The organism is Mycobacterium sp. NGS57 (genome assembly GCF_059812405.1).
Genome location: NZ_JCALCP010000006.1, coordinates 37,996 through 63,596, shown reverse-complemented (window position 1 = coordinate 63,596; position 25,601 = coordinate 37,996). Strand labels below are relative to the sequence as shown.

The 25,601-nt window shown below is 70.4% G+C and carries 13 protein-coding genes; 5 read left to right on the top strand and 8 right to left on the bottom strand.

The window, feature by feature from the left end; all coding sequences use genetic code 11:
• Nucleotides 1-20: 20 nt before the first annotated feature.
• From pe to AC5Y43_RS12985, 3 genes are read right to left on the bottom strand one after another with little or no spacing between them, the layout of a single operon-like run.
• Nucleotides 21-1,151 (bottom strand): acyltransferase PE, encoded by a 1,131-nt coding sequence (pe, locus tag AC5Y43_RS12995; protein WP_499972969.1) that lies wholly within the window; start codon nt 1,149-1,151, stop codon nt 21-23.
• 41 nt (nt 1,152-1,192) lie between these two features.
• Nucleotides 1,193-4,213, bottom strand: a complete 3,021-nt coding sequence (locus AC5Y43_RS12990) for an MMPL/RND family transporter (RefSeq protein WP_499972967.1) — start codon at nt 4,211-4,213, stop codon at nt 1,193-1,195.
• Nucleotides 4,214-4,268: 55 nt separating this feature from the next.
• Nucleotides 4,269-5,690, bottom strand: a complete 1,422-nt coding sequence (locus tag AC5Y43_RS12985) for a condensation domain-containing protein (protein ID WP_499973410.1) — start codon at nt 5,688-5,690, stop codon at nt 4,269-4,271.
• Between the two features lie 441 nt (nt 5,691-6,131).
• Here AC5Y43_RS12985 and AC5Y43_RS12980 point away from each other — a divergent pair, with 441 nt between their 5' ends.
• On the top strand, nt 6,132-17,252 hold the full coding sequence (locus tag AC5Y43_RS12980) for a type I polyketide synthase (protein ID WP_499972966.1): 11,121 nt from the start codon (nt 6,132-6,134) through the stop codon (nt 17,250-17,252).
• A 12-nt stretch (nt 17,253-17,264) separates the two neighbouring features.
• Here the strand turns inward: AC5Y43_RS12980 and AC5Y43_RS12975 are convergent, their stop codons facing one another.
• Genes AC5Y43_RS12975 through AC5Y43_RS12965 form a run of 3 tightly spaced genes read right to left on the bottom strand, consistent with a single transcriptional unit; the run spans nt 17,265 to nt 19,975 of the window.
• Nucleotides 17,265-17,687: a PPOX class F420-dependent oxidoreductase gene (locus AC5Y43_RS12975; protein ID WP_499973409.1), complete on the bottom strand. Its 423-nt coding sequence runs from the start codon at nt 17,685-17,687 to the stop codon at nt 17,265-17,267.
• A gap of 13 nt (nt 17,688-17,700) precedes the next feature.
• A complete protein-coding gene (locus tag AC5Y43_RS12970; protein ID WP_499972964.1) occupies nt 17,701-18,807 on the bottom strand; it encodes an acyl-CoA dehydrogenase family protein in 1,107 nt (368 codons plus the stop codon).
• 7 nt (nt 18,808-18,814) lie between these two features.
• Nucleotides 18,815-19,975: an acyl-CoA dehydrogenase family protein gene (locus AC5Y43_RS12965; protein ID WP_499972963.1), complete on the bottom strand. Its 1,161-nt coding sequence runs from the start codon at nt 19,973-19,975 to the stop codon at nt 18,815-18,817.
• A gap of 196 nt (nt 19,976-20,171) precedes the next feature.
• Between AC5Y43_RS12965 and AC5Y43_RS12960 the strand changes: the two genes are divergently transcribed.
• The 3 genes from AC5Y43_RS12960 to holA are packed head-to-tail and all read left to right on the top strand — an operon-like array spanning nt 20,172 to nt 23,584.
• On the top strand, nt 20,172-21,026 hold the full coding sequence (locus AC5Y43_RS12960) for a ComEA family DNA-binding protein (protein ID WP_499972962.1): 855 nt from the start codon (nt 20,172-20,174) through the stop codon (nt 21,024-21,026).
• A 59-nt stretch (nt 21,027-21,085) separates the two neighbouring features.
• Complete coding sequence (locus AC5Y43_RS12955) at nt 21,086-22,594, top strand: ComEC/Rec2 family competence protein (RefSeq protein WP_499973406.1); 1,509 nt, start codon at nt 21,086-21,088, stop codon at nt 22,592-22,594.
• A gap of 30 nt (nt 22,595-22,624) precedes the next feature.
• A complete protein-coding gene (holA, locus tag AC5Y43_RS12950; RefSeq protein ID WP_499973404.1) occupies nt 22,625-23,584 on the top strand; it encodes a DNA polymerase III subunit delta in 960 nt (319 codons plus the stop codon).
• A gap of 9 nt (nt 23,585-23,593) precedes the next feature.
• On the opposite strand, the gene rpsT is transcribed toward holA, so the two are convergent.
• On the bottom strand, nt 23,594-23,854 hold the full coding sequence (gene rpsT / locus AC5Y43_RS12945) for a 30S ribosomal protein S20 (protein WP_499972960.1): 261 nt from the start codon (nt 23,852-23,854) through the stop codon (nt 23,594-23,596).
• Nucleotides 23,855-24,001: 147 nt separating this feature from the next.
• On the opposite strand from rpsT, the gene AC5Y43_RS12940 reads away from it, so the two are divergent.
• The gene (locus tag AC5Y43_RS12940; protein ID WP_499972959.1) at nt 24,002-24,655 is read left to right on the top strand and encodes a hypothetical protein; all 654 of its coding nucleotides are present in this window, start codon (nt 24,002-24,004) and stop codon (nt 24,653-24,655) included.
• Here the strand turns inward: AC5Y43_RS12940 and AC5Y43_RS12935 are convergent.
• Nucleotides 24,623-25,465 carry a ribonuclease Z gene (locus AC5Y43_RS12935; RefSeq protein WP_499972958.1) on the bottom strand — a complete coding sequence of 281 codons (843 nt, stop codon included), beginning with the start codon at nt 25,463-25,465 and terminating at the stop codon, nt 24,623-24,625. The genes AC5Y43_RS12940 and AC5Y43_RS12935 overlap by 33 nt on opposite strands.
• Nucleotides 25,466-25,601: the final 136 nt, after the last annotated feature.

The following is a 25,601-nucleotide window of genomic DNA, read 5'->3' as shown; positions in this document are numbered from 1 at the left end:
CGTATCCGTTGGCGGTTCAGTCAGTGGCCGGCTTCGCCCGCGTTGTGCGACAACACGGACATCGCACCGGCGAGGATCTGCGAGAACGGGTCGGCGCCGCCCCCGAAAGTCGCCTGGTTGGCCGGGGCGGTGACGGCGGCCGGGTCGAAGCCGCGCACCGGGTCCACCTGAACCGGAGCGGTCGACGGGTCGTCGTTCCGCGAGTAGCCGGCGTTCACCCGAGGGATCAGGATGGCGTCGAGCTTGTTCAGCGTGTCTTCCGGGATCCCGATGTAGGCCAGCGGCATGACGAGCGGAAGGTGCTTCTCCGGGACCATGATCGTGGTGTCTTTCGCGCCCCGGGAGTTGATCGTGGTCCTGATGTTCTGCGGCGGCACCATGCTGGGGTTGGTGAAGGCCACCGCGGTGTGGCCGGTGGCCAGGCCCATGACCGTGTTGGCGAGGGCGAACATGTTGTCCGGGCGGTCGGGGAAGTCCGCGATCGAGTCGTAGGCGGCCACGAACCTGTTGGTGTCGTATTGGCTCTCGTAGGGCGGCGGCATGGTGTAGTCCAGCGCCGGCACGACGCTGCCGACCGGGAACATGGCGGTCAGGAAGCTCTGACCGAAGGCGTGGCGCCCGATCGGGTCGCCGAAGGTGGCGAAGTTCAGCGTCCCCGGCGGGGGAGCGGCCGGGTCATTCGCCAGCCGGGCCTGCTCGCCGTCGACCACGAACGCGCCCTCGGACAAACCGATCGCCGTGCCGGGGCGACCGGTTTTGATCGCCGCGTCGAGATTGTCCACTCCCACGTCGACGGACTCGCCGACGCTGGGGCCGTCCAGCCCCAGGCCGGGGAACACCTGGTCGCCGATCTTGCCGATGCCGGGGAAGAGCCGCTCCAGCACGTGCCCCTGTACCTGGCCCGCCGGGTAGCGGACGATTTCCCGCTGCTGGCCGGGGAACCATTGGGCGCCCTCCTGGCGGATGTACTCGTCGTAGGGGATGCCCAGAACGTGAGCGCCGCCGAGGGCGAACGCCGTCTGGTCGCCCGGCGCCCCCGGGGTCGGCGGACCACCGATGGGCGTGTCGTCGGCCGTCGCGGTGTTGACGCCGAAACACCCTGTGGCGCCGACAGTTACCAGCGTCGTAACTCCCGCAAGGAGTTTCTTCATCACTACCCCTGACCGCTCAAGCTTGTCTAGTTTCACATACATCATTCGGCGCGCGCTAACCCGGTTGCGGCCGGTCCGGCCGCCGCCCGCCGCGCGCCGCCTCGCGACGGCCACCAGTTCGCCCGACCGAACAGCGCGGCGAGGGCGGGAACCGTGATGGTCCGTACCAAAAAGGTGTCCAGCAGGATTCCCACACCGATCACGAAGCCACCCTGGACCACGGTGCCGATGCTGGAGAACAAGAGGCCGCACATCGAGGCGGCGAAGATCAGGCCCGCCGCGGTGATCACACCGCCCGTCGAACCCAGGGTGCGAATGATGCCGTACCGCACGCTGTTCGGCGACTCGTCACGCATTCGCGAGACGAGCAGCATGTTGTAGTCGGCGCCCACCGCGACCAGCACCACGAACGCCAGTGGCGGCACGCTCCAATGTAGGTGCTGACCGAGTATGAACTGGAACACCACCACAGCGATGCCCACCGCCGACAGATACGAAATAACCACCGACGCAACCAGATACAGCGGAGCGACGATGGCCCGCAGCAGCGCTACCAGGGTCAGCAGCACGACCAGCAGGGTGACCGCGATGATGAACCGGATGTCGTGTCGGTAGTAGTCGCGCGTGTCCTTCAGGCCGACGGTGTAGCCCGCCATCGACACCGTGGCGTCGGCCAACGCGGTGTTGGCCTGGGCTCCCCGGGCGGCCGCGGTGATCGCGTTGACCTGATCCATGGCCTCGGTGCTGAAGGGGTCGAGTTTGGTTTGGACCAGGTAGCGCACCGAGTGGCCGTCGGGTGAGATGAACACCTTGGCGGCCTTCTGGAACTCCTCCAAATGCAGCAGCTGGGCCGGAATGTTGAACCCGGCCATCGCCGGTTGCGCGGCGTCACGTTTGAGCGCCAACAAAAACGCCGCCGACTCGCTGAGCCCGGCGCCCAGCTGTTTGACCTGGTCGACGAGTTGGGCCACCGCGTCGGCCACCTGCCGGCTGCCGCCGGCGAACCGGTTGGCGCCGTCCTGCAGCTTGTCCAGGTTGGCCTGCAGGCCGCCGGGCTGGTCCATGCCCAGGGAACGCAGCACGCCGGTGAGTTTCATCAGGGCCGCACGCAGGCGTTCGGTCGACGCCTTGAGGGCCCGCTTGTCCGGATAGTCCTGCAGTTGGTGGGCAAGGTCGTCGATCGCGTCGAGGTCCGCCTGGTCCCGGCCACCGGTCAGCCGCTCGAATGTCCCCCGGGTTGCGCTGCACGACGCATCGGCGTCGCAGATCGGGTTGCCCTGCAGCGCGGCCAGCACCGGGCCGATCCAGGCGAACATGTTCTTGCCGGCCGAGAAGTTCCAGCCCATGGCGTTGCTCAGCGAGTTCACGTGGTCGACGAGCTGGGCCGCGAGGTCGACCTGCTTGACCAGCGCGTCGCCGCTGTACTGGGTTTTCGCCGACGAGAAGGCGTTCTCCAGCTCCTGCACGCCGGCGGCGAGCTGGGTGATCTGGCCACGCACGTCGCCGAGGTTCTCGGCCAGCGTGCCCGCGCCGGCGGCCAGCCGGTTCAGGTCGCCGGTGTGGTCGTTGATCATGGTGGACCCGCTGGCCAGCAGGGAGCCGATCGCGCCCGCCTGATAGGTGGCCCGGAATTGTTCGGGCACCTTTCCGGTGGGGCGGGTGATGCCGCTGACCGCGGCGATGTTCGGCAGCTGGCTGACGCGGTCGGCCATTTGCTCCAGATCCGCCAGCGCGTGCGGGGTGCGCAGGTCGTGCGGTGACTGCACGAGGATGTACTCCGGGATGGACTGATTCACCGGGAAATGCCGATCCAGCGCGGCATACCCGATGGAGCTCGGAGCCGACGACGGCAGCGCCTTGCGATCGTCGTAGTTGTAGCGCACCAGGCCCGAGCAGCAGGCCAGCAGGATCAACACCAGCACGCTGGCCACCAGGTGAACCCTCGGGCGGCGCGCGATGCGGATGCCCGACCGCCGCCAGAACCGGGCGGTCAGCTCGCGCCGCGGCTTGACCCAGCCGCGCGGGCCGGCGATCACCAGGATCGCCGGCAGCAACGTCACCGCGGCCAGGAAGGCCACGCCGATCCCGATCGCCGACGACGCCCCGACCGTTTTGAACACTCCCATCCGGGCGAAGCTGATGAGCAGAAACGTGATTCCGACGGTCGCCGCGGACGCGGCGATGACCTTCCCGATCGAGATCATCGCCCGCCTGACCGCCTGGTCGTAATCCGCACCCGAGCGCAGGTAGTCGTGATAGCGGCTGATGAGAAACACCGCGTAATCCGTTCCGGCACCGGCCATTATCGCGCTCAGGAACACGATCGACTGGTTCGAGACGCCCGAGCCGGTGAGCTGCGAGTAGCCCGCCACCACCGCCTGAGCGATCACCAGGGACAACCCGATGGTCACCAACGGCAGCAACATGGTGACCGCGCTGCGGTACACCACCAGCAAGACGATGAGCACCAGCACGGCGATCGCCAACTCGATCGGCAGCCGATCCCGGTCGCCTGCGACGGTCAGGTCGGCCACGGTTGCCGCGGGTCCGGTGAGATTCGCGGTGAGGTGCGATCCGGGCGGGGCTTGTTCCAACGTGTGTTTGACGACGTCGGCGATCTGGTTGAACGCGGCGTACGACTTCGGCGTGCCCATCTCGCCGGCCACGCCGACCGGCAGCACCCAGGCCTTGTTGTCCTTGCTGGTCACGACCGAGCGCAGGGCCGGTGTGCTGACGAAGTCCTGCACCATCACGACGTTTCGGGTGTCGCGGCGCAAAGCGTCCACCAGCTTGCGGTAGGCGGCTTCGTCGGCGGGGCCGAGCCCCTTGTCGTTCGTCAGCACCACCAGCAGGAGGTCTTCGGAACCCGATTCGTGAAACGCCTCGGTCATTTTCCGTGCGGTGACGCTCGACGGCGCATCGCTGGGCAGGATGGCCAGCGGGTGTTTCTGGGCCATCTCGCCGAGGGAGGGGAGCGCCAGGGGCAGCGCGGCCGCGATCGCGATCCACAGCCCGATCACCGCCCAGGGCCACCGCACCACAAGATCCGCTAGCCGTCGCATATCGCCCTCACCCCCGCGCCGGCGCCTTCTGTCAAAGCCATCGAACTACTCCAAGCTACGCAACGCGTCCCCAATGGCCGCTGTCGGCGACGCGCGCGCACACGGACTTCATCGCCTCCATATAGCGGACAACCGACTTCTGGGCGACCGGATTGTCGGGATACATGATCGCCATTGCCGTCCCTTCCCCGTAGCGGAATACATAGATGGTCAGTTGGTAGGAGTAGCGACCGTCGGAGTAGATCCCGATGTTGTTCGCCAAGCCGAGGTCGGCGGCGGCAAGGACGGCGTTGAGCGGGGCGGCGCCGCCGTGCAAGAAGTTCGAGACCGGGAAGTTCGGCTGCGGCCAGCTCAACCACGGCGCCAACTCCAAGACGCGGTAATACGGCACCTTTGCCAAGTCCAGACCCGAATCGAACGACGCCTGCGCCGCCCACGCGGCGTCGCCGAACGAGGCCGCGGCTATCGGCACGACGATCGGGACCAGGCCGGTGAACCAACCCTGCGTCATGAAATTGTCCGTGGTCCGGCGCGTGTCCCGGGGGGTCAGGCCGTAATACGTGAGCGCCCCGGTGAACTCGTGCTCCACCAGCGCCAGGCAGGCGAACAGGCCACCGATGAAGCGCGCGCCGACCGCCGTGCACGCCGCTTCGAAGCGCTCGGTCTGGGCCGCGTCCATGAGGAGTTCTGAGACCATGTCGCTGTCGCTGGGCTCCAGCGGGTTACCCAGCGGGAGCGGAAACTCCGGAAAGCCGCCGTTGTTGTTCTCCGCAAACTCGATCCACGCGCGCACCTGAGGCGAATCCAGCGTCAACGTCGCCGCGTACTGGCGCTCGCGGGCGCAGAATTCCTCGAAGCTGCCGGCGTCGGGAAGCGCCAGGGGCTCCCCGCCCCCGCACAATGCCGCATACATTCCGTTGGCCTCGAGCATCGTGGTGCCGATCAACGTCGCGTCCCCGTGGACGTGGTCCATGGCGGCAAAGAAAGTGAAGTGGCCCTCGTTTTGGACGATCCCGAAGGTGAAGCACCCCCACTCCAGGGGATTCGGTATGGCCACGACGTGCGCGCGGATCTCGTCGACGGTCATTTCGCCGTGATTGACCGGTTCGAACTCGATGTCGGCGGGATCGCTGAGGGTGCGCCTGGCGAACTCGCCGTCGCCGGTGTGCTCGAACCAACTGCGGAACGTGTCATGCCGGCGCAGGTAGGCGTTGAGCGCGTGGTCCATGGCTGAGAGGTCGCACTCGCCGGGCACTTCACAGGTGGCGATGATCTGCCGGGAAAAGTCCAGGCCCGCGGCCGTCCGCTCGTGGTAGTTGCGCAGGTGCTGGCCCTGCATGTAGCTAACCGGCACCGAACTGGTCGGTGCCTGAGCGACCTTTTCGGCGGCCGCGGCCGTCGGGTGCCAGGAGATGACCGACCCCGGGGACGGGTCCCAGTCACCGAGCGAGCCGATCCTGATCTTCCCGATGTGCAATCTTTTCTCCTCGGTCTGGACTGCCCTGGATTGCTCTGGTGTGGTGCCGCTGGTGGCGACACCAAGATAACCTTCTCCGCGATCACCGGCGGCGACGTGCGCGGATACGGCCACGACCGCGCATCCGCGGGTTCGCCGAGCGGCACCGGAACGGCCCGGCGCCGGCCCGCACGCCCGACGATACTTCCGCCATGCGCCATCGCGAGCCACCCATCCTTGGCATACTTGCCTCGGAGGTGATTCGGCTGCGGCAAGGCGATCAGGCATGTGTACATTCGCCACGACGGTCGCTGCGGGCAGTACGCCGGGGGGAGTACCGCCAGGCCTGGTCCTGGGTGGGTGTGATGAGCGGCGTGCGAGGTGGTTCGGGCCACCACGCCGTCGGCGCCGCGAGAGCCCGCAGGCACCGAATCTTCCGATCGAAACGGGGAGGATAACCGCATGACATCCGTCGAAGACCCGAAGCGGGGGGCTTCGAGTCCTGCGAGTTCCGAGGGTCCTGCGGGGTTCGCGATCGTCGGCTACGCGGCGCGTTTTCCGGGCGCCGCGGACGCGGACGAGTTCTGGCAGGTGCTGGCCGAGGGGCGGGACGCGATCTCGGAGGTGCCCTCCGACCGATGGGATGCCGACGAATTCTTCGACCCCGACCCCGATGCTCCCGGGAAGGTCGTGACCCGTCGGGCGGGATTCGTCGACGACGTAACCGGGTTCGACGCACCGTTTTTCGGCATGTCGGCGCGTGAGGTCAGGTTGATGGACCCCCAGCATCGGCTCCTGCTGGAGACGGCGTGGCGGGCGGTCGAGCATTCGGGTACCGCGCCAACGGCTTTGGCGAACACCAACACCGGCGTGTTCGTCGGTTTGGCCACGCACGACTACCTGGGAATGGCGTCCGACGAGCTGACCTACCCCGAGATCGAGGCCTATATGGCCATCGGGACGTCGAACGCCGCGGCCGCCGGCCGGATCAGCTATCGGTTGGGGCTGCAGGGCCCGTCGGTCGCGGTCGACACGGCGTGCAGCTCGTCGTTGGTGGCGATCCACCAGGCGTGCCAGGCGCTGCGCCTCGGGGAGTGCGACCTCGCGCTGGCCGGCGGCGCGAACGTGCTGCTCACCCCGGCCACCATGATCACCTTTTCGCACGCGCACATGCTCGCGCCCGACGGCCGGTGCAAGACATTCGATGCGGCCGCGGACGGCTACGTGCGCGGCGAGGGGTGCGGCATCATCGTCGTGAAGCGGCTCGAGGACGCGATCCGCGACGGCGACCGGATCCGGGCCGTCATCCGGGGTAGCGCGATCAATCAGGACGGTGCCTCGGGTGGTTTGACGGTGCCCAACGGCATTGCCCAGCAACGAGTTATCGCCGAGGCGCTCAAGCGGGCCGGGATCGCGCCCGCCGAGGTCGGGTACCTGGAGGCGCACGGCACCGGGACGTCGCTGGGCGACCCCATCGAGGCCCAGGCCGCGGGTGCGGTCCTCGGCGCCGGGCGCGAGTCGCACCGGCCCCTGCTGATGGGCTCGGTGAAGACCAATATCGGGCACCTGGAAGCCGCCGCCGGCATCGCGGGCGTCATCAAGGTCATCCTGTCGCTCGAGCACGGGGTATTGCCCCAGCACCTGCACTTCCGCAATCCGTCGCCGCACATCCCCTGGGACCGGCTGGCGGTGCAGGTCGTGCAGGAGCCCACCGGCTGGGAACGCAACAGCCGGCCCCGCATCGCGGGCGTCAGCTCGTTCGGGTTCGCCGGCACCAATGCGCACGTCATCATCGAAGAGGCCCCACTACCGGTCGAAGGGGCCGCCGGGGCCGCGGTGTCGCCTGCGCCGGTCGCGACGCCCGGGGACCGGCGGTTCAGCGTCCTTCCCCTGTCCGCGCGCACGCCCGCCGCACTGGTGCAGCTCGCCGATCACTACCGCAGCTGGCTGCGCGCGCACCCGGAGGCCACCCTGGCGGACCTGTGCTTCACCGCCGGCGCGGGGCGAGCACACTTCGAGCACCGGGCCGCACTGGTGGTCAATTCGCTGGAATCCGCGCGCGAATTGCTCGGCGCGCTCGCCGACGACCGCCCCGCACCCGGGCTGGTCCGCGGAACATCCGACGACACGCCGAAGACGGCGTGGCTGTTCACCGGCCAGGGCAGCCAGTACGCGGGCATGACGAAGGAGCTGTTCGACACCGAGCCGATGTTCGCCGAGACGCTGGCCCGCTGCGCGGCGGCGGTCGCCGAGGTTCTCGAAAAGCCTTTGTTGGACGTGATTTTCGAGCTGGACGGTGCGGCCGGCCACGACGTTCAAGAGACGTTGCGCCAGACCTCATACGCCCAGCCCGCGTTGTTCGCGGTGGAGATGGGACTGGCCCGCCTCTGGCAGTCGTGGGGCTTCGAACCGGACGTGGTGCTGGGCCACAGCGTCGGCCAGTATTCGGCGGCCTGCGTCGCGGGCGTGCTCAGCCTCGAGGACGGGGCGCTGTTGATGGCGGAGCGCGGTCGTTTGTTCGGCAGTTTGCCGGCGGGCGGCCGGATGGTCGCGGTGTTCACCGCCGCCGAGCGGGTCGAGGGCCTCACCGACGAGTTCCCCAGCCTGTCGGTCGCCGCTTACAACGGCGCCAACACCGTATTGTCGGGGCCCGCGGCGGACCTGGAGCGGGCGGTGGCCGGCCTGGCCGGCGACGGTGTGCGCTGCGACTGGCTGGACACCAGCCACGCGTTCCATTCGGCGCTGCTGGATCCAATCCTCGACGAGTTCGAGTCGTATGCGAACCGGTTCGATTTCAGCCCGCCGCAACGGATCCTGGTGTGTAACCGCACCGGCGCCGCGCTGGGCCGAAGCGTGAAGCTCGACGGCTCCTATTGGCGTCGCCACGCGCGCCAACCGGTCGAATTCGCCAAGAGCGTGCGCACCCTGGCCGACCTGAGTTGCAAGGTGTTGCTCGAGATCGGCCCGCAACCGGTGCTGACCGCGGCCGCCCTGCGGGCGTGGCCCGACCCGGCCCCCGCGCCGCGGGCGATCGCGTCACTGCGTCGAAACACCGCCGACCACCGCCAGATCAGCGAAGCCCTCGCCGACGCGTACGTGCTGGGCCACCTGCCCGACTTCGGCGCCGTCTCCGGACCGGCGCGAAAGCTCGACCTGCCCACCTACCCGTTCCAGCATCGCCAGTACTGGTACCGCGAGAAGCGGGTCCTGCCCACCCAACGGACCTCGACCGCGGGCAGCCAAGCCGTCCGGCTCCTCGAGGACGGCCGGCTCGAGGAGCTCGCCGCGCTCCTCGACGGCGCCGGCGGCAAAAAGCAGACCGTCGATGTGCTGACAAAGCTTGCCGCACAACACAACCAACAACGCAACTCGCAGTCCATCGCCGACGACCGCTACGAGATGCGTTGGCACAAATCCGCCGCCGGGTTCTCGGATGCGGACGAGGGATCGGCCTGGCTGGTCATCGGTGACGCCGATGCCGCCGGCGTCGTGCGGCCGTTGCTCGACGCGCTGGACGGGCGCGGGCACCGGCACCGGATGCTGGGGTTGCCGGCCTCCGACGCGGACACCGAAGCGCTCGAAGCCGAGTTGCGCGCCGCGGTCGCCGACGAACCGGCGCTGCGCATCCTGCACGTCGCGGCGCTCGACACCGACACCGCGCCGTCGATGCGCTCGCTGTTGCGGATGCAACACCACGTTTTGGGCGGGACGCGCCGGCTCTTTCGCGCGGCCGCCGCGGCCGAACTGCGCACACCCATCTGGGTGGTCACGCGCGGCGCGCAACGGATCGTCGACGCGGACACCGTGGCACCGGACCAGAGCTGCCTGTGGGGATTCGGTCGCGCCGCCGCGCTGGAACACCCACAGGTGTGGGGCGGGCTGGCGGACCTGCCCGGCGGGCCCGCGCTGCCGTCGACGTCGCAATGGTCGCTGCTGATCGACGAGATCACGGCGCCGCGTGAGGCGGCGTCCCGGGAAGACCAGGTCGCGCTGCGCGACGACGCGGTCTACGTTCCCCGGCTGGTGCGGCGGGTCGGGCAGCCGATCGCAACGCCACCGGCCCTGCGCGACGACGCCACGTACCTGGTGACCGGGGGGCTGGGTTCGGTCGGGCTGGAAATCGCCGCATACCTTGCGGCGCACGGTGCCCGGCACCTGGTGTTGACCGGCCGGCGCGCCCCCAGCGATGCCGCCCAAGCGCGCATCGATGCGTTGCGCGCGCAGCACGGCTGCGAATTCCGGGTTGTCGCGGCCGATGTCGCCGACGCGCACGACGTCGCGCGCCTGTTGGCCGCGGTGCGGGCCGAACTGCCGCCGCTGGCCGGTATCGTCCACGCCGCAGGCGAGATCGGCACCACCCCGCTGCGCACACTGGACGACAGCGAAGTCGATCGGGTGTTTGCCGGGAAGGTTTGGGGCGCTTGGTATTTGAGCGAAGCAGCCCTGGACCTGCAGTTGGACTTCTTCCTGAGCACCTCGTCGATCGCGTCGGTGTGGGGCGGGTTCGGTCAGACCGCCTACGGCGCGGCCAACGCCTTCCTCGACGGGTTGGCCTGGCGGCTGTGCGCGCAGGGTGTGCGGGGGATCAGCGTGAACTTCGGTCCCTGGTCTGCCGGCATGGCCGACGAGGAGGCGCGGGCGCGACTGGCTCAGCGCGGGGTCCGCACCTTGTCGCCCGCCGACGCGCTGGCGGGCATGGCCGAGCTCATGGCTTCGCCCCAGGGGGAGGCGCCCGCACCCGTACAGGCAACGGTGGCCCGCATCGACTGGGCCCGCTTCCTGCCGCTCTACCAGCAGGCGGGGCGGCGCGCCTTTTTGGCGGAGCTGGAGCGCGAGGTGCCGGAGGCGGCGGCGGCGCCGTCCGTGTCCGGGCCGTCCGGCAAGACCCAGCTGGTCGAGCAGCTCACGCACACGCCGGTGCAGCGCCGCAAGAAACTTCTCACGGATCACCTGCGCGAGGCCGTGGCGGAGGTGACGCGCGTCGACGCCGCCGAGATCCGCGAGGACGCCGGCTTCTTCGACCTGGGCATGGATTCGCTGATGGCCGTCGAATTGCGCCGCCGCATCGAGCAGGCGGTGGGCAGGGAGGTGCCCGCGACCCTGGCGATGGACTACCCGCGCCTGTCCGACGTCGCGGATTACCTGCTCGGCGACGTGCTCGGGCTCAGCGAGCAGACTGGCACTTCGGCCCGGCCGGCCACGGTGGTGACGGCGCGCACGGACGAGCCGATCGCGATCGTCGCGGTGGCGTGCCGCTTTCCCGGCGCCCCCGACCCCGAAGCCTTCTGGGAGGTGTTGTCCGGCGGTGTCGACGCGATCCGGGAGGTCCCGGAGGACCGCTTCGACATCGACGAGTTCTACGACCCCGATCCGGACACCCCGGGCAAGATCTACAGCCGGTTCGGGGGGTTCCTCGACGAAATCGACGGATTCGATCCGGAGTTCTTCGGCATCTCCCCGCGCGAGGCGGTGTGGATCGATCCGCAGCAGCGGCTGATGCTGGAAACCGCGTGGGAAGGCCTCGAACGTGCCGGGTATTCGCCGGGGGCGCTGCGCGGCAGCCGAAGCGGCATCTTCGTGGGGGTCGGCGCCAACGAGTACTCGCATCTGCTGTCGGCGGACTCGGTCGACAAGCTCGAGCCGCACTTCATCACCGGCAATGCGCTCAACGCCATTTCGGGTCGGGTGGCGTTTGCGCTCGGGCTGGAAGGACCGGCGGTGGCCGTCGACACCGCGTGCAGCTCGTCGTTGGTGGCCGTCCACCAGGCCTGCCAGGCATTGCATTCCGGGGACTGCGATTTGGCGTTGGCCGGTGGGGTCAACGTCCTGCTGAGTCCGGTGTCCATCATCGCCGCGTCGCGCGCGAGGATGCTGTCTCCGGTGGGTCGGTGCAAGACCTTCGACGCCTCCGCCGACGGCTATGTCCGCAGCGAAGGCTGCGGGATCCTGGTGCTCAAGCGGATGAGCGACGCGGTGCGCGACGGCGATCGGGTGTGCGCGGTCATCCCCGGCAGCGCGGTGAACCAAGACGGCGCCTCCAGCGGTTTGACGGTGCCCAATGGCGGTGCGCAGCAACGGCTTATCACCGCGGCACTGGCTCGGGCGGGTCTGGCCGGCGGGGATGTCGACTATCTCGAGGCGCACGGGACGGGCACCGCGCTGGGCGATCCGATCGAGGTGCAGGCGGCCGGGGCCGTCTTTGGCGCCACTCGTGACGCGGACCGGCCGCTGCTGATGGGCTCGGTGAAGACCAACATCGGGCACCTCGAGTCGGCATCCGGGGTCGCCGGCCTGATCAAGGTCGTGTTGTCGCTGCAGCACGAAATGCTTCCCCAGAGCCTGCATTTCGAGACACCGTCGCCGCATATCCCGTGGGACTCGCTGCCGGTGCGGGTCGTGGACCAGGCGGTTCCGTGGCAGGCCAACGGCAGACCGCGGCGCGCCGGCATCAGTTCCTTCGGGTTCACCGGCACGAACGCCCACGTGCTGATCGAGGAGGCGCCGTCGCAATCGGCGACCGCCGACGAGTACTCGACGGGCGCCGCACCGGCCGACGCCGCGGCAATGGCGTCGGAAGCTCAGGGCGAACCGGTCGACGTGCTCCCGCTGTCCGCGCGCTCCCCGCAGGCGCTGGTGGCACTGGCGCAGCGGTACGGGGATTGGCTGAATGCCCACCCCAAGGTCGACATTGCCGAGGTGTGCTTCACGGCCGGGGCCGGGCGTTCGCATTTCGAACACCGCGCCGCGCTGGTAGTGGATTCGGTGCAAAGCGCCCGCGAGGGGCTGGCCGAGTTGGCCGAGAACCGGATGCGGCCGGGCGTGCTGCGCGGCGAGTGTGCGGATCCGCCGACGACGGCGTGGCTGTTCACCGGTCAGGGCAGCCAATACCCGGGGATGGCACGCGAATTGTTCGACGCCGAGCCGGTTTTCGCCGACACTCTGACGCGGTGCGCCGACGCGGTCAGTTCGATGCTGCCGCGCCCGCTGCTGGAGGTGATGTTCGCCACCGACAGAGCCACCGGCGGTGAGGCCGGAGAAACGCTGCGGCACACGTCTTTTGCCCAGCCGGCGCTGTTCGCCGTCGAGATGGGCCTGGCGCGGCTGTGGCAGTCGTGGGGCGTCGAGCCCGACGTGGTGTTGGGGCACAGCGTGGGCCAGTACGCGGCGGCGTGTGTGGCCGGCGTGTTCAGCCTCGAGGACGGTGCCCGGCTGATGGCCGAGCGCGGCCGGCTGTTCGGCAGCCTGCCCGCGGGCGGGCGGATGGTGGCGGTGTTCGCCGACGCCAAGTACGTCGAGGAGGTCGCCGGTGAGTTCCCCCGCGTCTCGGTCGCCGCCTACAACGGCCCCAACACGGTCCTGTCGGGCCCGGGCGAGGACCTGGAACAGATCGTCGCCGGCTGCGGCAATGACGGGGTCCGGTGCAGCTGGCTGGAAACCAGCCACGCCTTCCACTCGGAGTTGCTGGAGCCGGTGCTCGACGAGTTCGAGTCCTACGCGGCGCGGATGCAGTTCGCCGTGCCGACGTTGCCGCTGGTCTGCAACCGCACCGGCGCGGTACTCACGGCGGAAAACCCGCTGGACGCCCAGTATTGGCGGCGGCATTCCCGCCAGCCGGTGCAGTTCGCCGAAAGCGTGCGCACGGTGGCGGCGCTGGGCTGCTCGGTGCTGATGGAAATCGGTCCGCAACCGGTGCTGACCGGGGCCGCGGTGCAGATCTGGCCGGAACACCTGGCCGTACCGCGTGCGATCGTTCCCCTGCGCAAGGGCGTCGGCGACCGTCGCCAGATCGCCGAAGCGCTGGGCGCCGCCTACGTCAGCGGTCACCGGCCCAAGTTCGCCGCGCTGCAACGCCAGCCCCGCCGCAAGCTCGAACTGCCCACCTATCCGTTCCAGCGCCGTCGCTTCTGGCCGAGGACTGCGGGCGCCAGCGGCATCGCGGTGGACGGCACCGGTGTGTCCGGAATCCTCGGTGGTGCAAAGGATCTCGCGTCCGGCGACTCCGTCTACACCAGCCGGCTGTCGGTCAAGTCGCAGCCGTGGCTTGCCGATCACGTCATCTACGGCACCGTGGTCGTCCCGGGGGCGACGTATGCGGCGATGGCCCTGGCCGCCGTGGGGCCGCCGGCGCGGGTGCAAGACGTCTTCTTCTACGAGCCGATCATCTTGCCCGAGAAGAGCTCTCGTGAGGTGCAGCTGACGTTGCATCCACTGGAAGACGGTGGCTTTAGCTTCCGGGTGCACAGTCGCCCGTACGGCGTCCGCGACGCCGAATGGTCGTTGAACGCCGACGGGACCGTCATGACCGGGGCTGCCGGCGTCGCCGACGGCCGGGACGGGCCGGAAGCCGAACCGGAGGATTCCTTCGACGCGAAAATCGAGCGGATGGAGCGCTTGCGCCCGCAGCAGCTGTTCGAAACCTTCGCCGACATGGAGCTGGCCTGGGGGCCCGCCTGGTCCAATTCCCTCAAATCGCTGTGGGTCGGCGAGGGCGAGGCGATCGGCGACGTCACCGTCGGTGAGGAACTCACCGAACATCTCGGGACCGAGCCGATCCACCCGGTGTTGCTCGACCTGTGCACCGGTGTCGCGTTCCCGGCCTTCCCCGCCCTGCTCGCCGCCGAGCAGGGGGTGAGCGACCTGTTCCTGCCGTTGCGGTACGGCGCGGTGGAGCTGCGGGAGAAGATGCCCCGGCGGTTCTACTGCCGCGCGAGGTGGCACACCAGCGGCCTCGACAGCGAAACCCAGGTCTTCGATCTCGATTTCGTCGACCGAAGTGGCCGCCCGCTGGGCGGGATTCGCGAGTTCACCGTCAAACGCGCGCCCCGCGAGGCGCTGTTGCGCGGGCTCGGCGGCGATGCCACCCGGTTGCTGTACAGCCTCGGGTGGCACGAGGTGCCGCTGCCCGCGCCGGGCGGTGAGGATGGCAACGCGATCGGCACCTGGCTGGTGGCCGGGTTCGACGAGCTGGCCGCCGAGCTGCCGGGCTGCATCCCGTTCGACCGGGCCTCGGATTTGGGGCAGCTGCTGGCGGACGCGCACGAGCGCGGCATGCCGTTCTCCGGAATCGTCTGGCGCAGCGCCGGGCCGGGCGCGCACGAGTCGAGCGCCGAATCCGCCGCGCGGCTCGAGACCGAGATCGCCCAGCTGCTCAGCGCCGTGCACACGCTGCAAGCCGACGGTGCGGTCAAACTTCCCGGCGGCCTGTGGATCGTCACCGAACGGGCCGTGGCGACCGAAGCCGGCGAGCCCGTCGACCCGGTGCAGGCGGCGCTGTGGGGGCTGGGACGCACCATCGTCAACGAGGAACCGGCGCTGCGCTGCAGGATCGTCGACTGCGACGGCTCGGCCGAGGCCGTGCGCCTGCTGGCCGGTCTTCTCGGCGAACCGATCGAGGAGCCCGAACTCGCACTGCGGCAAGGCAAGTTCCTGGCGTCCCGGTTGCTGCAGTGGTCGCGCAGCGGCCAGCTCGCGGTGCCGCGGGGGACCGATTACGCCCTGGCGCCCACCGAGCGCGGCGCGATCGACAACCTGCGCCTCACCGAGGCGGAGGTGCCGCCACCGGGCGAGGGCTACGTGCAGGTCCGGGTGGAGGCCGCCGGCCTGAACTTCCGCGACGTGCTCAACGTGCTGGGCCTGTATCCCGGCGATCCGGGTCCGATCGGCGGCGACTTCGCCGGCACCGTCACGCAGTTGGGTGACGGCGTCTCCGGGCTCGAAACCGGCCAGCGCGTCTACGGTTTCATGCAGGGCGCGTTCGCCAGCCGGTTCAACGTGCCGGCGCAGCTGCTGGCGCCGATTCCCTCGCGCGTGAGCGCGGTGGATGCGGCGACCATTCCCGCCGCGGCGCTCACCGCCCGGCTCGCGTTCGATTGGGCGCAGCTCGAGCCCGGTGACCGAGTGCTCATCCACGCCGCCAGCGGCGGCGTCGGATTGGCTGCCATCCAGATGGCCCACCAGCACGGCGCGACCGTCTTCGCCACCGCCAGCACCTACAAGCGCGCGACGCTGCGCAAACTCGGCGTGCAATACGTCTACGACTCGCGCACAACGGATTTCGCCGACCAGATCCTCGCCGACACCGACGGCGCGGGCGTCGACGTGGTGCTCAACAGCCTGACCAATGAGGGGTTCGTCGAGGCGACCGTGCGGGCCACCGCCCGCAACGGCCGGTTCGCCGAGATCGCCAAGCGCGACATTTGGACCCCGGAGCAGATGGCGGCGGCGCGTCCCGACATCGCCTACGAGATCGTCGCGCTGGACACGGTCACCTTCTGTGAGCCCGAGCGCATTCGTGCCCTGCTGGGCGAGGTTTCGGACGGGCTGGCCAAGGGGGAGTGGACGCCGCTGCCCGCCGAGATCTACCCGCTGACGGAGGCGAAGACGGCGTTCCGTCGCATGCAGCAGGCGCGGCACATCGGCAAGATCGTGCTGCAGATGCCGAATCCGCTGCAGCCGCGCGGCGATCGGAGCTACCTGATCACCGGCGGCCTCGGGGCCATCGGCCTGCACACGGCGTCGTATCTGGCCCAACTCGGTGCCGGTGACATCGTGCTGACCAGCCGGCGCGCGCCCGACGCGGACGCGCAGCGGGCGATCGAGGACATCACCGAGCGCTACCGCTGCCGCGTCCACACCTTCTCGGCTGACGTCGGCGACGAGTCCGAGGTCACCAAGCTGCTGGAGTGGATCCGCGCGGAGTTGCCGCCGCTCGCGGGGGTGGTGCATCTGGCGGGCGTGCTCGACGACGCGCTGCTGTCCCAGCAGAACGTGGAGCGTTTCCGGACGACGTTGGCGCCCAAGGCGTTCGGCGCCTGCTACCTGGACCGGTTGACGCGGGACGACGACCTTGACTTCTTCATCGTGTCGTCCTCGGTGTCGAGCCTGCTGGGTTCACCGGGCCAGGCCAACTACTCGACGGCCAACGCTCTGCTCGACGGGCTGGTCGCGCAACGGCGGGCGCAGGGCCTCCCGGCGACCGGGCTGAACCTCGGTCCCTGGGCCAAGGGCGGCATGGCTTCTTCGGAGGCTGCGCGCGCCAACGTCGCTGCGCAGGGCCTGATTCCGCTGGAACCGTCGGCCGCGCTCGCCGCGCTCGCCGAGGTCGTCGCCAACGGCGCCGGGCAGGCCACCGTGATCAAGGCCAACTGGCAACGCGCCGCCAAGGTGCTGGGCGCTTCTCGCCCGCCGATCCTGGACCTCGTGTTGCCGAGCGCGGTGACCGAGGCGGCCGGCGACAGCGAGTTGCTCCGGCAGCTGCAGGAGATACCGGTGGGGCAGCGCGCCAGCTTCATCACCGAGTTCCTGCAGCGCGAGGTGCAGGGCTTCCTGCGGCTCGCGCAGCCGCCCGCCGCGACCAGCCGGTTCCTGGACCTGGGCACCGATTCGCTGATGGCGGTCGAACTGCGCAACCGGCTGCACAGCCAGTTCGGTGGTGCGTTCACGATCAACGCCACCGCGGTGTTCGACTATCCGACGATCGGGGGGCTCGGCGAGTACCTCGCGGGCCAGCTGCCCGAGCCGGAGTCGGAGGCGGCCCAGACGGAACCGGTCGCGGAATCGGTTGGGGCGCCGGCGCAGGGCTGAGGTACGGGCGGGTCAGTCGGCGATATCGAAGGCCACGTTGACCTTCGTCGGACGCACGCGCACCACCAGTTCGCCGGGAACGGCGTTGCGGCGGCCGAACTCGTCGGCGCGCTCGGCGCCCATGTAGCGGGCGCCGATGCGGGTAGCGATGTCGAGCAGGTCCTCGGCGCTGTCCTGCACGGACGCTCGCCCCTGCACCTGCACGAAGGAGTACGGCGGGTGCGGATCGTCGACGCAGATCACCACGCGCGGATCACGTTGCAGGGCGCGGCCTTTCGCCGTGTCACGCCCGGTGTTGAACACCAGCTCGCCCTGTTCGACGACGAACCACACCGGAGCGACCAGCGGCCGGCCGTCGGCGGCAACGTAACCCAGCATGCCGGTGCGCGTGCCGGCCGACAGGAATGCGACAACCCTTTCGGACAGCTCTGCCAGCTCGGCCATGGCGTTAGAGGCGGGCCAGCTCGTAGTCGCCGAGGTGGTCGATCAGGTTGTGCAGATGGTCGCCCGAGGTGCCCAGGGTGTGCTCGATCGCGGTGAGCCGGGCGGCGTAGTGGCTGACCGGGTATTCGGCGGTCACCCCGATGCCGCCGTGCATCTGGATCGCTTCCTGCGCGATGTGCCGGCCGGACCGGCCGATCTGCACCTTGGCGCGCGACGCGATCACCGGGTCCAGGGTGCCGTCGGCGATGGACATCGCGGCGTACAGGCTCATGCTGCGCGCCAACTCCAGCGACACGTACATGTCGGCGGCCCGCTGGGTGAGCGCCTGAAACTTGTTGAGCGTGACGCCGAACTGCTTGCGGGTCTTGAGGTAGTCGGTGGTCAGGCGCAGCGCCTCCTCCATCGCCCCCAGGGCTTCGGCGCACAGCGCCGACTGGATGCGGATGACGGCGTCGCGGATGGCCGGCGACGCATCCGAGCCCTCCCCGAGGGCTTCCGCGGGCGCGGAGTCCAGTTCGACCTGCGCGCCGCGCTGCCCGTCGAAGGTGCGGTACGCGTGCCGGGTCGTGGCACCGGCGTCGACCAGGAAAAGCCCGGTGCCGCCGTCGGGCAGCGCGGCGCTGACCACCAGCGCGTCGGCGCAGTCACCGGCCAGCACCGGGTTCTTGCGCCCGCTCACCGTCCACGAATCGCCTTGCCGCACGGCCTGAGTCGTGACCGCGGGGGTCGGCGTGCGCTGACCCGGCTCCATGTGTGCGAAGGCCAGCAGGCGCTGGCCGGCCGCGACGTCGTCGAGCTGTTGTTTCTGGGCGTCGCTGCCCAGCTCGGCGATCAGCGCCCCGGGTGCCAGCGCGGCGTGCAGGATCGGTTCGGGCGCCAACCGGCGCCCGACCTCGGTGAGCACCACCGCGATCTCGATCTGTCCCGCCTCGTCCGGCTCGAACCCGAGGCCGAGAATCCCGGTGTCGGCGAGCTGGCTCCACACCTCGCGGCTCCAGCCGAGGTCGGTGCCGATGACCTTGTTGCGGCTCTCCGGATCGTAGGTGCGCGACAGCAGGTCGCGGGTGGTGTCGCGGAGCAGTGCCTGCTCGCCGCTCAGCTGAAAGTCCATGGCTGCCTCACAATCCCAGAATGGTGGACGCGATGATGTTGCGCTGCACTTCGCTGCTGCCGCCGTAGATCGACGTCTTGCGGTAGTTCAGATAGTGCGGGGCGCTGGCCTGTGCCCAGCCGGGGGACGCGACGTCTTCACCGTTGGCGGGCAGCGCGTCCGGGCCGGCCACCTCGACGAGCAGCTCGGTGGCGATCTGCTGCAGTTGGCTGCCGCGCAGCTTGAGCACCGACGACGCGGGATTGGGCTGCCCGTCGGCGGAGTCCGAGACCACCCGGGACTGCGTGAGTTCCAGTGCCAGCAGCTCGTTTTCGGCCTCGGCCAACCGGGCCGCGAACAGCGGATCGCCGAGCAGGCCGGTGGCCGCGGCGTGCTTTTTCACCTCGGCCAGGCGGACCTTGGTCCGGCCCACCCCGGCGATTCCGGTGCGCTCGTTGCCGAGCAGGAACTTCGCGTACGTCCAGCCCTGATTCTCTTCTCCCACAAGCTGATTGGCGGGAACCCGGACGTCTTCGAAAAAGACCTCGTTGATCTCCTGGCCGCCGTCGATCGTCTTGATCGGCCGCAGCGTGATGCCCGGCGTCTTCATGTCGAAGAGCAGGAACGAGATCCCGGCCTGGCGCTTGGGCGCCTGTGGGTCGGTGCGCACCAGGCAGAAGATCCAGTCCGCGTACTGGCCCAGCGTCGTCCAGGTCTTCTGGCCGTTGACGACGTAGTGGTCGCCGTCGCGGACCGCGGTGGTGCGCAGCGAGGCCAGGTCGGAGCCGGCCTCGGGCTCGGAGAAACCCTGGCACCACCAGATGTCGAGGCCGGCCGTGGGCGGCAGGAAGCGTTGTTTGATCTCCTCGGAACCGAATTCGGCGATCACCGGGCCGACCATCTTGGTGTTGAAGTTCAGCGGCTCGGGCACGCACGCCAGTTGCATTTCGTCGGCCCAGATCTGGTGCTGGGTGGGCGTCCAATCCTTGCCGCCCCATTCGACCGGCCAGTTCGGCACCGCCAGGCCGTGCTCGTGCAAAATCTTGTGGCTGGTGACGATGTCGTCTTTGCGCACCGAAGCCGATCCCCGGCGCACCCGCTCGCGCAGCTCCTCGGGGATCTGGGTGGTGTAGAAGGTGCGCAGCTCGTCGCGGAACGCGGCTTCCTCGGGTGTGAGCGCCAATTGCATGGCAGCCTCCTTCGTCTGGGGATGAGAGCGGCGACCCGCCGCGGTTGAGGTTGTCCGGTCCCGGTCGATCGCTCCGTCATCCATCTTGGCCCATCCGGTCCGGCGGTTGTGCACAGCCTCGGGTTAGTCCACACCGGGCCTCGGTGACCCCGCCGCGGGAGGACGTCGCGGCGGTCGGCGCGCCTACGGTCGGCGCATGCGAACAGAATTGCCCGCCGAGCGGCTGCAGCGCCGGCTCGGCGCCGACCCGGAGACCGATTCGCGCGCCGACCCCGACCCCGACCCCGACGACGCGGACGGTGCGGCGGACGAGGACCAGAATTCGCTGCTGCCGCGGTGGTTGCCGGACGCCGCCGAGGGCCGCGGCTGGATGGCGAGACTGCGCGCCGACCCGGGCCGCGCCGGCGCGATCGCGTTGGCGATCGTCGCCGCCCTCGCCGTCCTGGTCACGGTGTTCACCCTGATGCGTGATCGGCCCGCGCCGGTGATGTCCGCCAAGCTCCCGCCGGTGGAGAAGGCGCACACCGCCACCCCCCGATCGTCGGCGAACCCGGACGCCGTCCGGGATGGGCCGGTGGTGGTCAGCGTGGTCGGCCTGGTGCGCACCCCCGGGCTGGTCACCCTGGCGCCCGGCGCGCGCATCGCCGACGCGCTGCAGGCCGCCGGCGGCCCGGTGAACGGCGCCGACACCATCGGACTGAACATGGCCCGGCCGGTCGGCGACGGCGAGCAGATCGTGGTGGGCCTCGCCCCCGCGCCGGGGCAGCCGACGGCGCTCGGTAGCTCGGTCGCCGCCGGTGCGTCGCCCTCGGCCGGGACGTCGGCGCCGGTTTCGGGGCCGGCCAAGCCGAAGGCCGGCGAGGTAATCGACCTCAACACGGCTTCCGTGGCGCAGCTGGACGCCCTGCCCGGGGTCGGGCCGGTCACCGCCGCCGCGATCGTGGCGTGGCGGCAGGCCCACGGCAAGTTCACCAGCGTCGATCAGCTCGCTGACGTCGACGGCATCGGTCCGGCGCGGCTGGAGAAGCTGCGCGCGCTGGTCCGTGTCTGACCCGGGTGCGCCGCCCGGGCCACACCGAATCGGCCGCGCGCGACGTGGCGCACGTCGACGTGCGCCTGGTACCGGCCGCGCTGACCGGCTGGGTGGTGACCGCCGCAGGGATCTGGTGGCCGGTGGGGCCGGTCGTGGCGTCCTGCTGCGTGGTGCTGGCCGCCGCCGGTGGCGCGCTGGCCTGGCACGCCGGGCGCGGAACCCGGCGACTGCCGGCGGTCGGCGCCGGACTGCTCGCGATCGGCGTGGTGGGCGCGGGCTTCGGGTTGGCGATCACGTTGCGCGCCGAGGCGATAGGTCGCCACCCGGTCACCGCGGCGTTCGGCACGGCCGTCCCGGTGACCGTCACCCCGACCGAAAGCCCGCTGCCGGTAGGCAGCGGCCGCCTGCTGTTCCGGGCCACCCTGCAGCGCCTCCGCGACGACGAGGTGTCGGGCCGGGTGGTCGTGTTCGCCCGGGCGCCGGATTTCGGCGACCTGATGGTGGGCCGACCGGTGCGGTTCACCGCGCGCATCAGCCGCCCGGCCCGCCGTGACCTGACGGTCGCGGTGCTCAATGCGTCCGGCCGCCCGGTCCTGGGCACCGCCGGCGCGGCGCAACGGGCCGCCCACGCGGTGCGCGGCCGCTTCGCCCTCGCCGTCCGCGACGCCCTGCCCGCCGACGAGGCCGCCATGCTGCCCGCCCTTGTCCTCGGCGACACCTCGGCGGTCACCGGCGAGACCGCCCGCGATTTTCGGGCCGCGGGCATGACGCACCTGATGGCGGTCTCGGGCGCCAACGTCACGATCGTGTGCGCGGCGGTGCTGTTTTCGGCGCGGTTGATCGGCCCGCGCGCCGCGGTTGTGCTCGCCGCCGCGGCGTTAGTCGGGTTCGTCATCGTGGTGCAGCCGACTCCCAGCGTGCTGCGGGCCGCCGTGATGGGCGCCATCGCGCTGACCGGCATGCTGTCCTCCCGCCGGCGCCAAGCGATTCCGGCGCTGTCGGCCACGGTGCTGTTGTTGCTGGGGCTGGCCCCGCACCTGGCCGTCGACGTGGGTTTCGCGCTGTCGGTGCTGGCGACGGCCGCGCTGGTCGTCGTCGCGCCGGGCTGGTCGCGGGGCCTGGTCGGCAGGGGGTGCCCCAAACCGCTGGCGGACGCGGTGGCCGTCGCCTGCGCCGCGCATGCCGTGACCGCCCCGTTGGTGGCCGGGATCTCGGGCCGGCTCAGCCTGGTGGCCGCGGCGGCCAACCTCGCAGCGGCGCCCGTGATCGCACCGATCACCGTGCTGGGCAGCGCGGCGGCCGCGCTGTGCATGCTGTGGCCGGCCGGGGCGCAGCTGTTGATCCGGTTCACCGGCCCGGAACTGTGGTGGGTCTTGCACGTGGCCACGTGGTCCGCGGGCGTACCGGCGGCGACGGTGCCCGTCCCCGCCGGTACGGCCGGGGTGGTGGCGGTCGGGGCCGGCGCCCTGGCCGCGGTTCTGTTGTGGCGGTGGGGCTGGTTTCGGCGGTCGGCGGGCCTGGCCGCCGTGGCCGTCGTGGTGTGCCAGGTGGCGTGGTCTGTGTCCGGTCTCGTCGCACCCACGTGACACCATCGTGGGGTGAGCGACGTGGCGCAGCTGCACCTGGTGCTGGGAGACGAGGAGCTGCTGGTCGAGCGGGCCGTGGCCGACGTGCTGCGCGCGGCGCGCAAGCGGGCCGGGGGCGCGGAGAACCCGGACGTCCCGATCAACCGGATGCGCGCCGGCGACGTCGACGCCTACGAGCTCGCCGAACTGCTGAGCCCGTCGCTGTTCGCCGAGGAGCGCATCGTCGTGCTGGAGGCGGCCGCCGAAGCGGGCAAGGACGCGGTCGCGGTGATCGCCGCGGCCGCCGCCGACCTCCCGGCGGGCACGGTCCTGGTGGTGGTCCACTCCGGCGGCGGGCGCGCCAAGGCGCTGCCCACCGAGCTGCAGTCGCTCGGCGCCGAGGTGCATCCGTGCGCGCGGATCGGCAAGCTCAGCGAGCGCATCGACTTCATCCGCAAGGAGTTCCGCGCGCTGCGGATCAAGGTCGACGAGGAAACCGTGACCGCCCTGCTGGACGCCGTCGGCTCCGACGTGCGCGAGCTGGCCGCCGCGTGTTCACAGCTGGTCGCCGACACCGCCGGCGAGGTCGACGCCGCCGCGGTGCGGCGCTATCACAGCGGCAAGGCCGAGGTGAAGGGCTTCGACATCGCCGACAAGGCGGTCACCGGCGACATCGCCGGGGCCACCGAGGCGCTGCGCTGGGCGATGATCCGGGGCGAGCCCCTGGTGGTGCTGGCCGACGCGCTGGCGGAGGCCGTGCACGCCATCGGCCGGGTGGGCCCGCTGTCCGGGGACCCGTATCGCCTGGCCGCGCAGCTGGGGATGCCGCCGTGGCGTGTGCAGAAGGCCCAGAAACAGGCGCGGCGCTGGTCGCGTGACACGGTCGCGACGGCGATGAAGGTCGTGGCCGCCCTCAACGCCAACGTGAAGGGGGCCGTCGCCGACGCGGACTACGCGCTGGAATCCGCGGTCCGGCGGGTGGCCGAGCTGGCCGCCGATCGCGGCCGGTGAAGCGGGCGCTCAGATCTTGTTGAGGGCCCGCGCCAGGGCCGACTTCTTGTTGGCCGCCTGGTTCTTGTGGATCACGCCCTTGCTGGCCGCCTTGTCCAGCTTGCGATTGGTCGCCACCAGCAGCTCGGTGGCCTTCTCCTTGTCGCCGGCGTGGGTGGCCTCGCGGAACGCGCGCACGGCGGTACGCAGCGACGACTTCACCGCCTTGTTGCGCAGTCGGGCGCGCTCGTTGGTGCGGTTGCGCTTCTGCTGCGACTTGATGTTGGCCACGCGTCAGTTCCTTCTTCGAATCCGTGCTGCGGGGTTTTCGGGGGGCGTCCCACACCCGATGGCGACTGCCCAGGTTATCAGCCGGCCGCGTGTTCTCCCAAAAAAGGTGCGTGTGGCCTGCCGGAACGCGGGCATATCGTTTCACCCATGAAGGACGCGCGGCCCTTGGCGTGGCTGGCCGCGCTCTGCGTGGGCGTGCTGTTCGGGGGGATCGCCGCCGGGGTCGCGCTGGGCGGCGTGCCGCCGTTGCCGTACGGGCCGGCCACCGCGGTCACGGCGTATGTCCGCGCGCACCCGGTCGCTGTGCAGGTCATCGCCACCGCGACGTTCGCGTCGGCGGTGCCCCTGGCCGTCTACGCCGCGACCGCAAGCACCCGGCTGCGGCGGCTCGGCGTCGTTGCGCCCGGGCCCGCGGTCGCGCTGACCGCGGGCACGCTGGCCGCCGGCTCGCTGGGACTGACCGGGCTGCTGGGCTGGACGCTGTCGCGACCGGACGTCGGCGCCGACGCGACCGCCGTGCGGGCGCTGTACTTTCTGGTCTTTCTGGTCGGCGGCGCCGGGCACCTCGTCGCCCTGGGCCTCCTGATCGCGGGCATCGCGGTGCCCGCCCTGGCCGCGGGATTGCTGCCGCGGCCGCTGGCCTGGTCGGGACTGGCGACCGCCGTCCTCGCGGAGTTGACGATGCTGGTCCTGGTCTGGCCCGGGCTCGGGATGATCCTGCCGATCGCGCGGGTCTGTGGCCTGGGCTGGCTGGTGGCGGCCGGGGCGCTACTGCCGCGCGTGCACCTCGACCCGGTGTAGGTCGTCGCCGAGTTCGATGCGCCCGCCGAACTCCGAGGCGGCCAGCGCGCGCCACTGTTCCTCCTGCCCGGGCACCAGCGCCGGCACGTAGTGCGTCATCACCAGCGTGCCCACGCCCGCGCGGGCCGCGGTCGCGGCCGCCTGCTCCACTGACGAGTGGTAGTCGCAGATGTCCTGCAGCCGCTGCTGCGGGATGTTGAGCACGATGTCCTTGCGAATCACGGTGTGCACCAACGCATCCGCGCCGCTTGCCAGTTCGTCCAGGCCGGCGCAGGGCACCGTGTCGCCGGCCAGCACCACCGACGTCGTCGGAGATTCGACGCGGAACCCGATGGTCGGCGTCACCGGCCGGTGATCGGTCGGCGCCACGCGGATCGACACGCCGTCGCGGTCCCACACCGGGCCGTCGGTGTGCTCGTGCACCTCGACCGCCGGCGGCGCGGTCAGGTCGGCGTGATGGGCGATGCGGTAGCCGATGTCGTGGCGGAACGCCTTGAGCGTCGCCTCCACTACCTCCGCGGTCCCGGGCGGCCCGATGATCGGCAGCGGCGCGGGATCGGGCTCGAAGGTGGTGATCCAGCGCGTGATCAGCAGGTCGCCGAGGTCGCCGATGTGGTCGCTGTGCAGGTGGGTGAGCAGCAGCGCCGACAACCCGGCGGCGCCCACCCCGACCGCCGCGGCGCGCTGCAGCACGCCGCGCCCGCAATCCACCAGGAACACTTGGCCGCCGGCGCGCACCAGGGTCGACGGCCCGGCACGGTTGGGGTCGGGGATCGGGCTTCCGGTGCCCAGCAACGTGATTTCGATCATGGCCCCATCTTTGCAAGCCGCGCCTGGGGGCCGCGGTGATTCGCGGCCGCGTGTTTCGCCCGCGAGGCAGAGGGTATGGGAGGCCACGGTTGCCGGTTTTCGCGTTGGCTTTCCCGCCGCGCGAGTTAGCCGTAGC

Bases quoted from the DNA above. Each gene is read 5' to 3' on its own strand.
- pe (WP_499972969.1), bottom strand. From the start codon at position 1,151: ATGAAGAAACTCCTTGCGGGAGTTACGACGCTGGTAACTGTCGGCGCC.
- AC5Y43_RS12990 (WP_499972967.1), bottom strand. From the start codon at position 4,213: ATGCGACGGCTAGCGGATCTTGTGGTGCGGTGGCCCTGGGCGGTGATC.
- AC5Y43_RS12980 (WP_499972966.1), top strand. From the start codon at position 6,132: ATGACATCCGTCGAAGACCCGAAGCGGGGGGCTTCGAGTCCTGCGAGT.
- AC5Y43_RS12970 (WP_499972964.1), bottom strand. From the start codon at position 18,807: ATGGACTTTCAGCTGAGCGGCGAGCAGGCACTGCTCCGCGACACCACC.
- AC5Y43_RS12965 (WP_499972963.1), bottom strand. From the start codon at position 19,975: ATGCAATTGGCGCTCACACCCGAGGAAGCCGCGTTCCGCGACGAGCTG.
- AC5Y43_RS12960 (WP_499972962.1), top strand. From the start codon at position 20,172: ATGCGAACAGAATTGCCCGCCGAGCGGCTGCAGCGCCGGCTCGGCGCC.
- AC5Y43_RS12940 (WP_499972959.1), top strand. From the start codon at position 24,002: ATGAAGGACGCGCGGCCCTTGGCGTGGCTGGCCGCGCTCTGCGTGGGC.
- AC5Y43_RS12935 (WP_499972958.1), bottom strand. From the start codon at position 25,465: ATGATCGAAATCACGTTGCTGGGCACCGGAAGCCCGATCCCCGACCCC.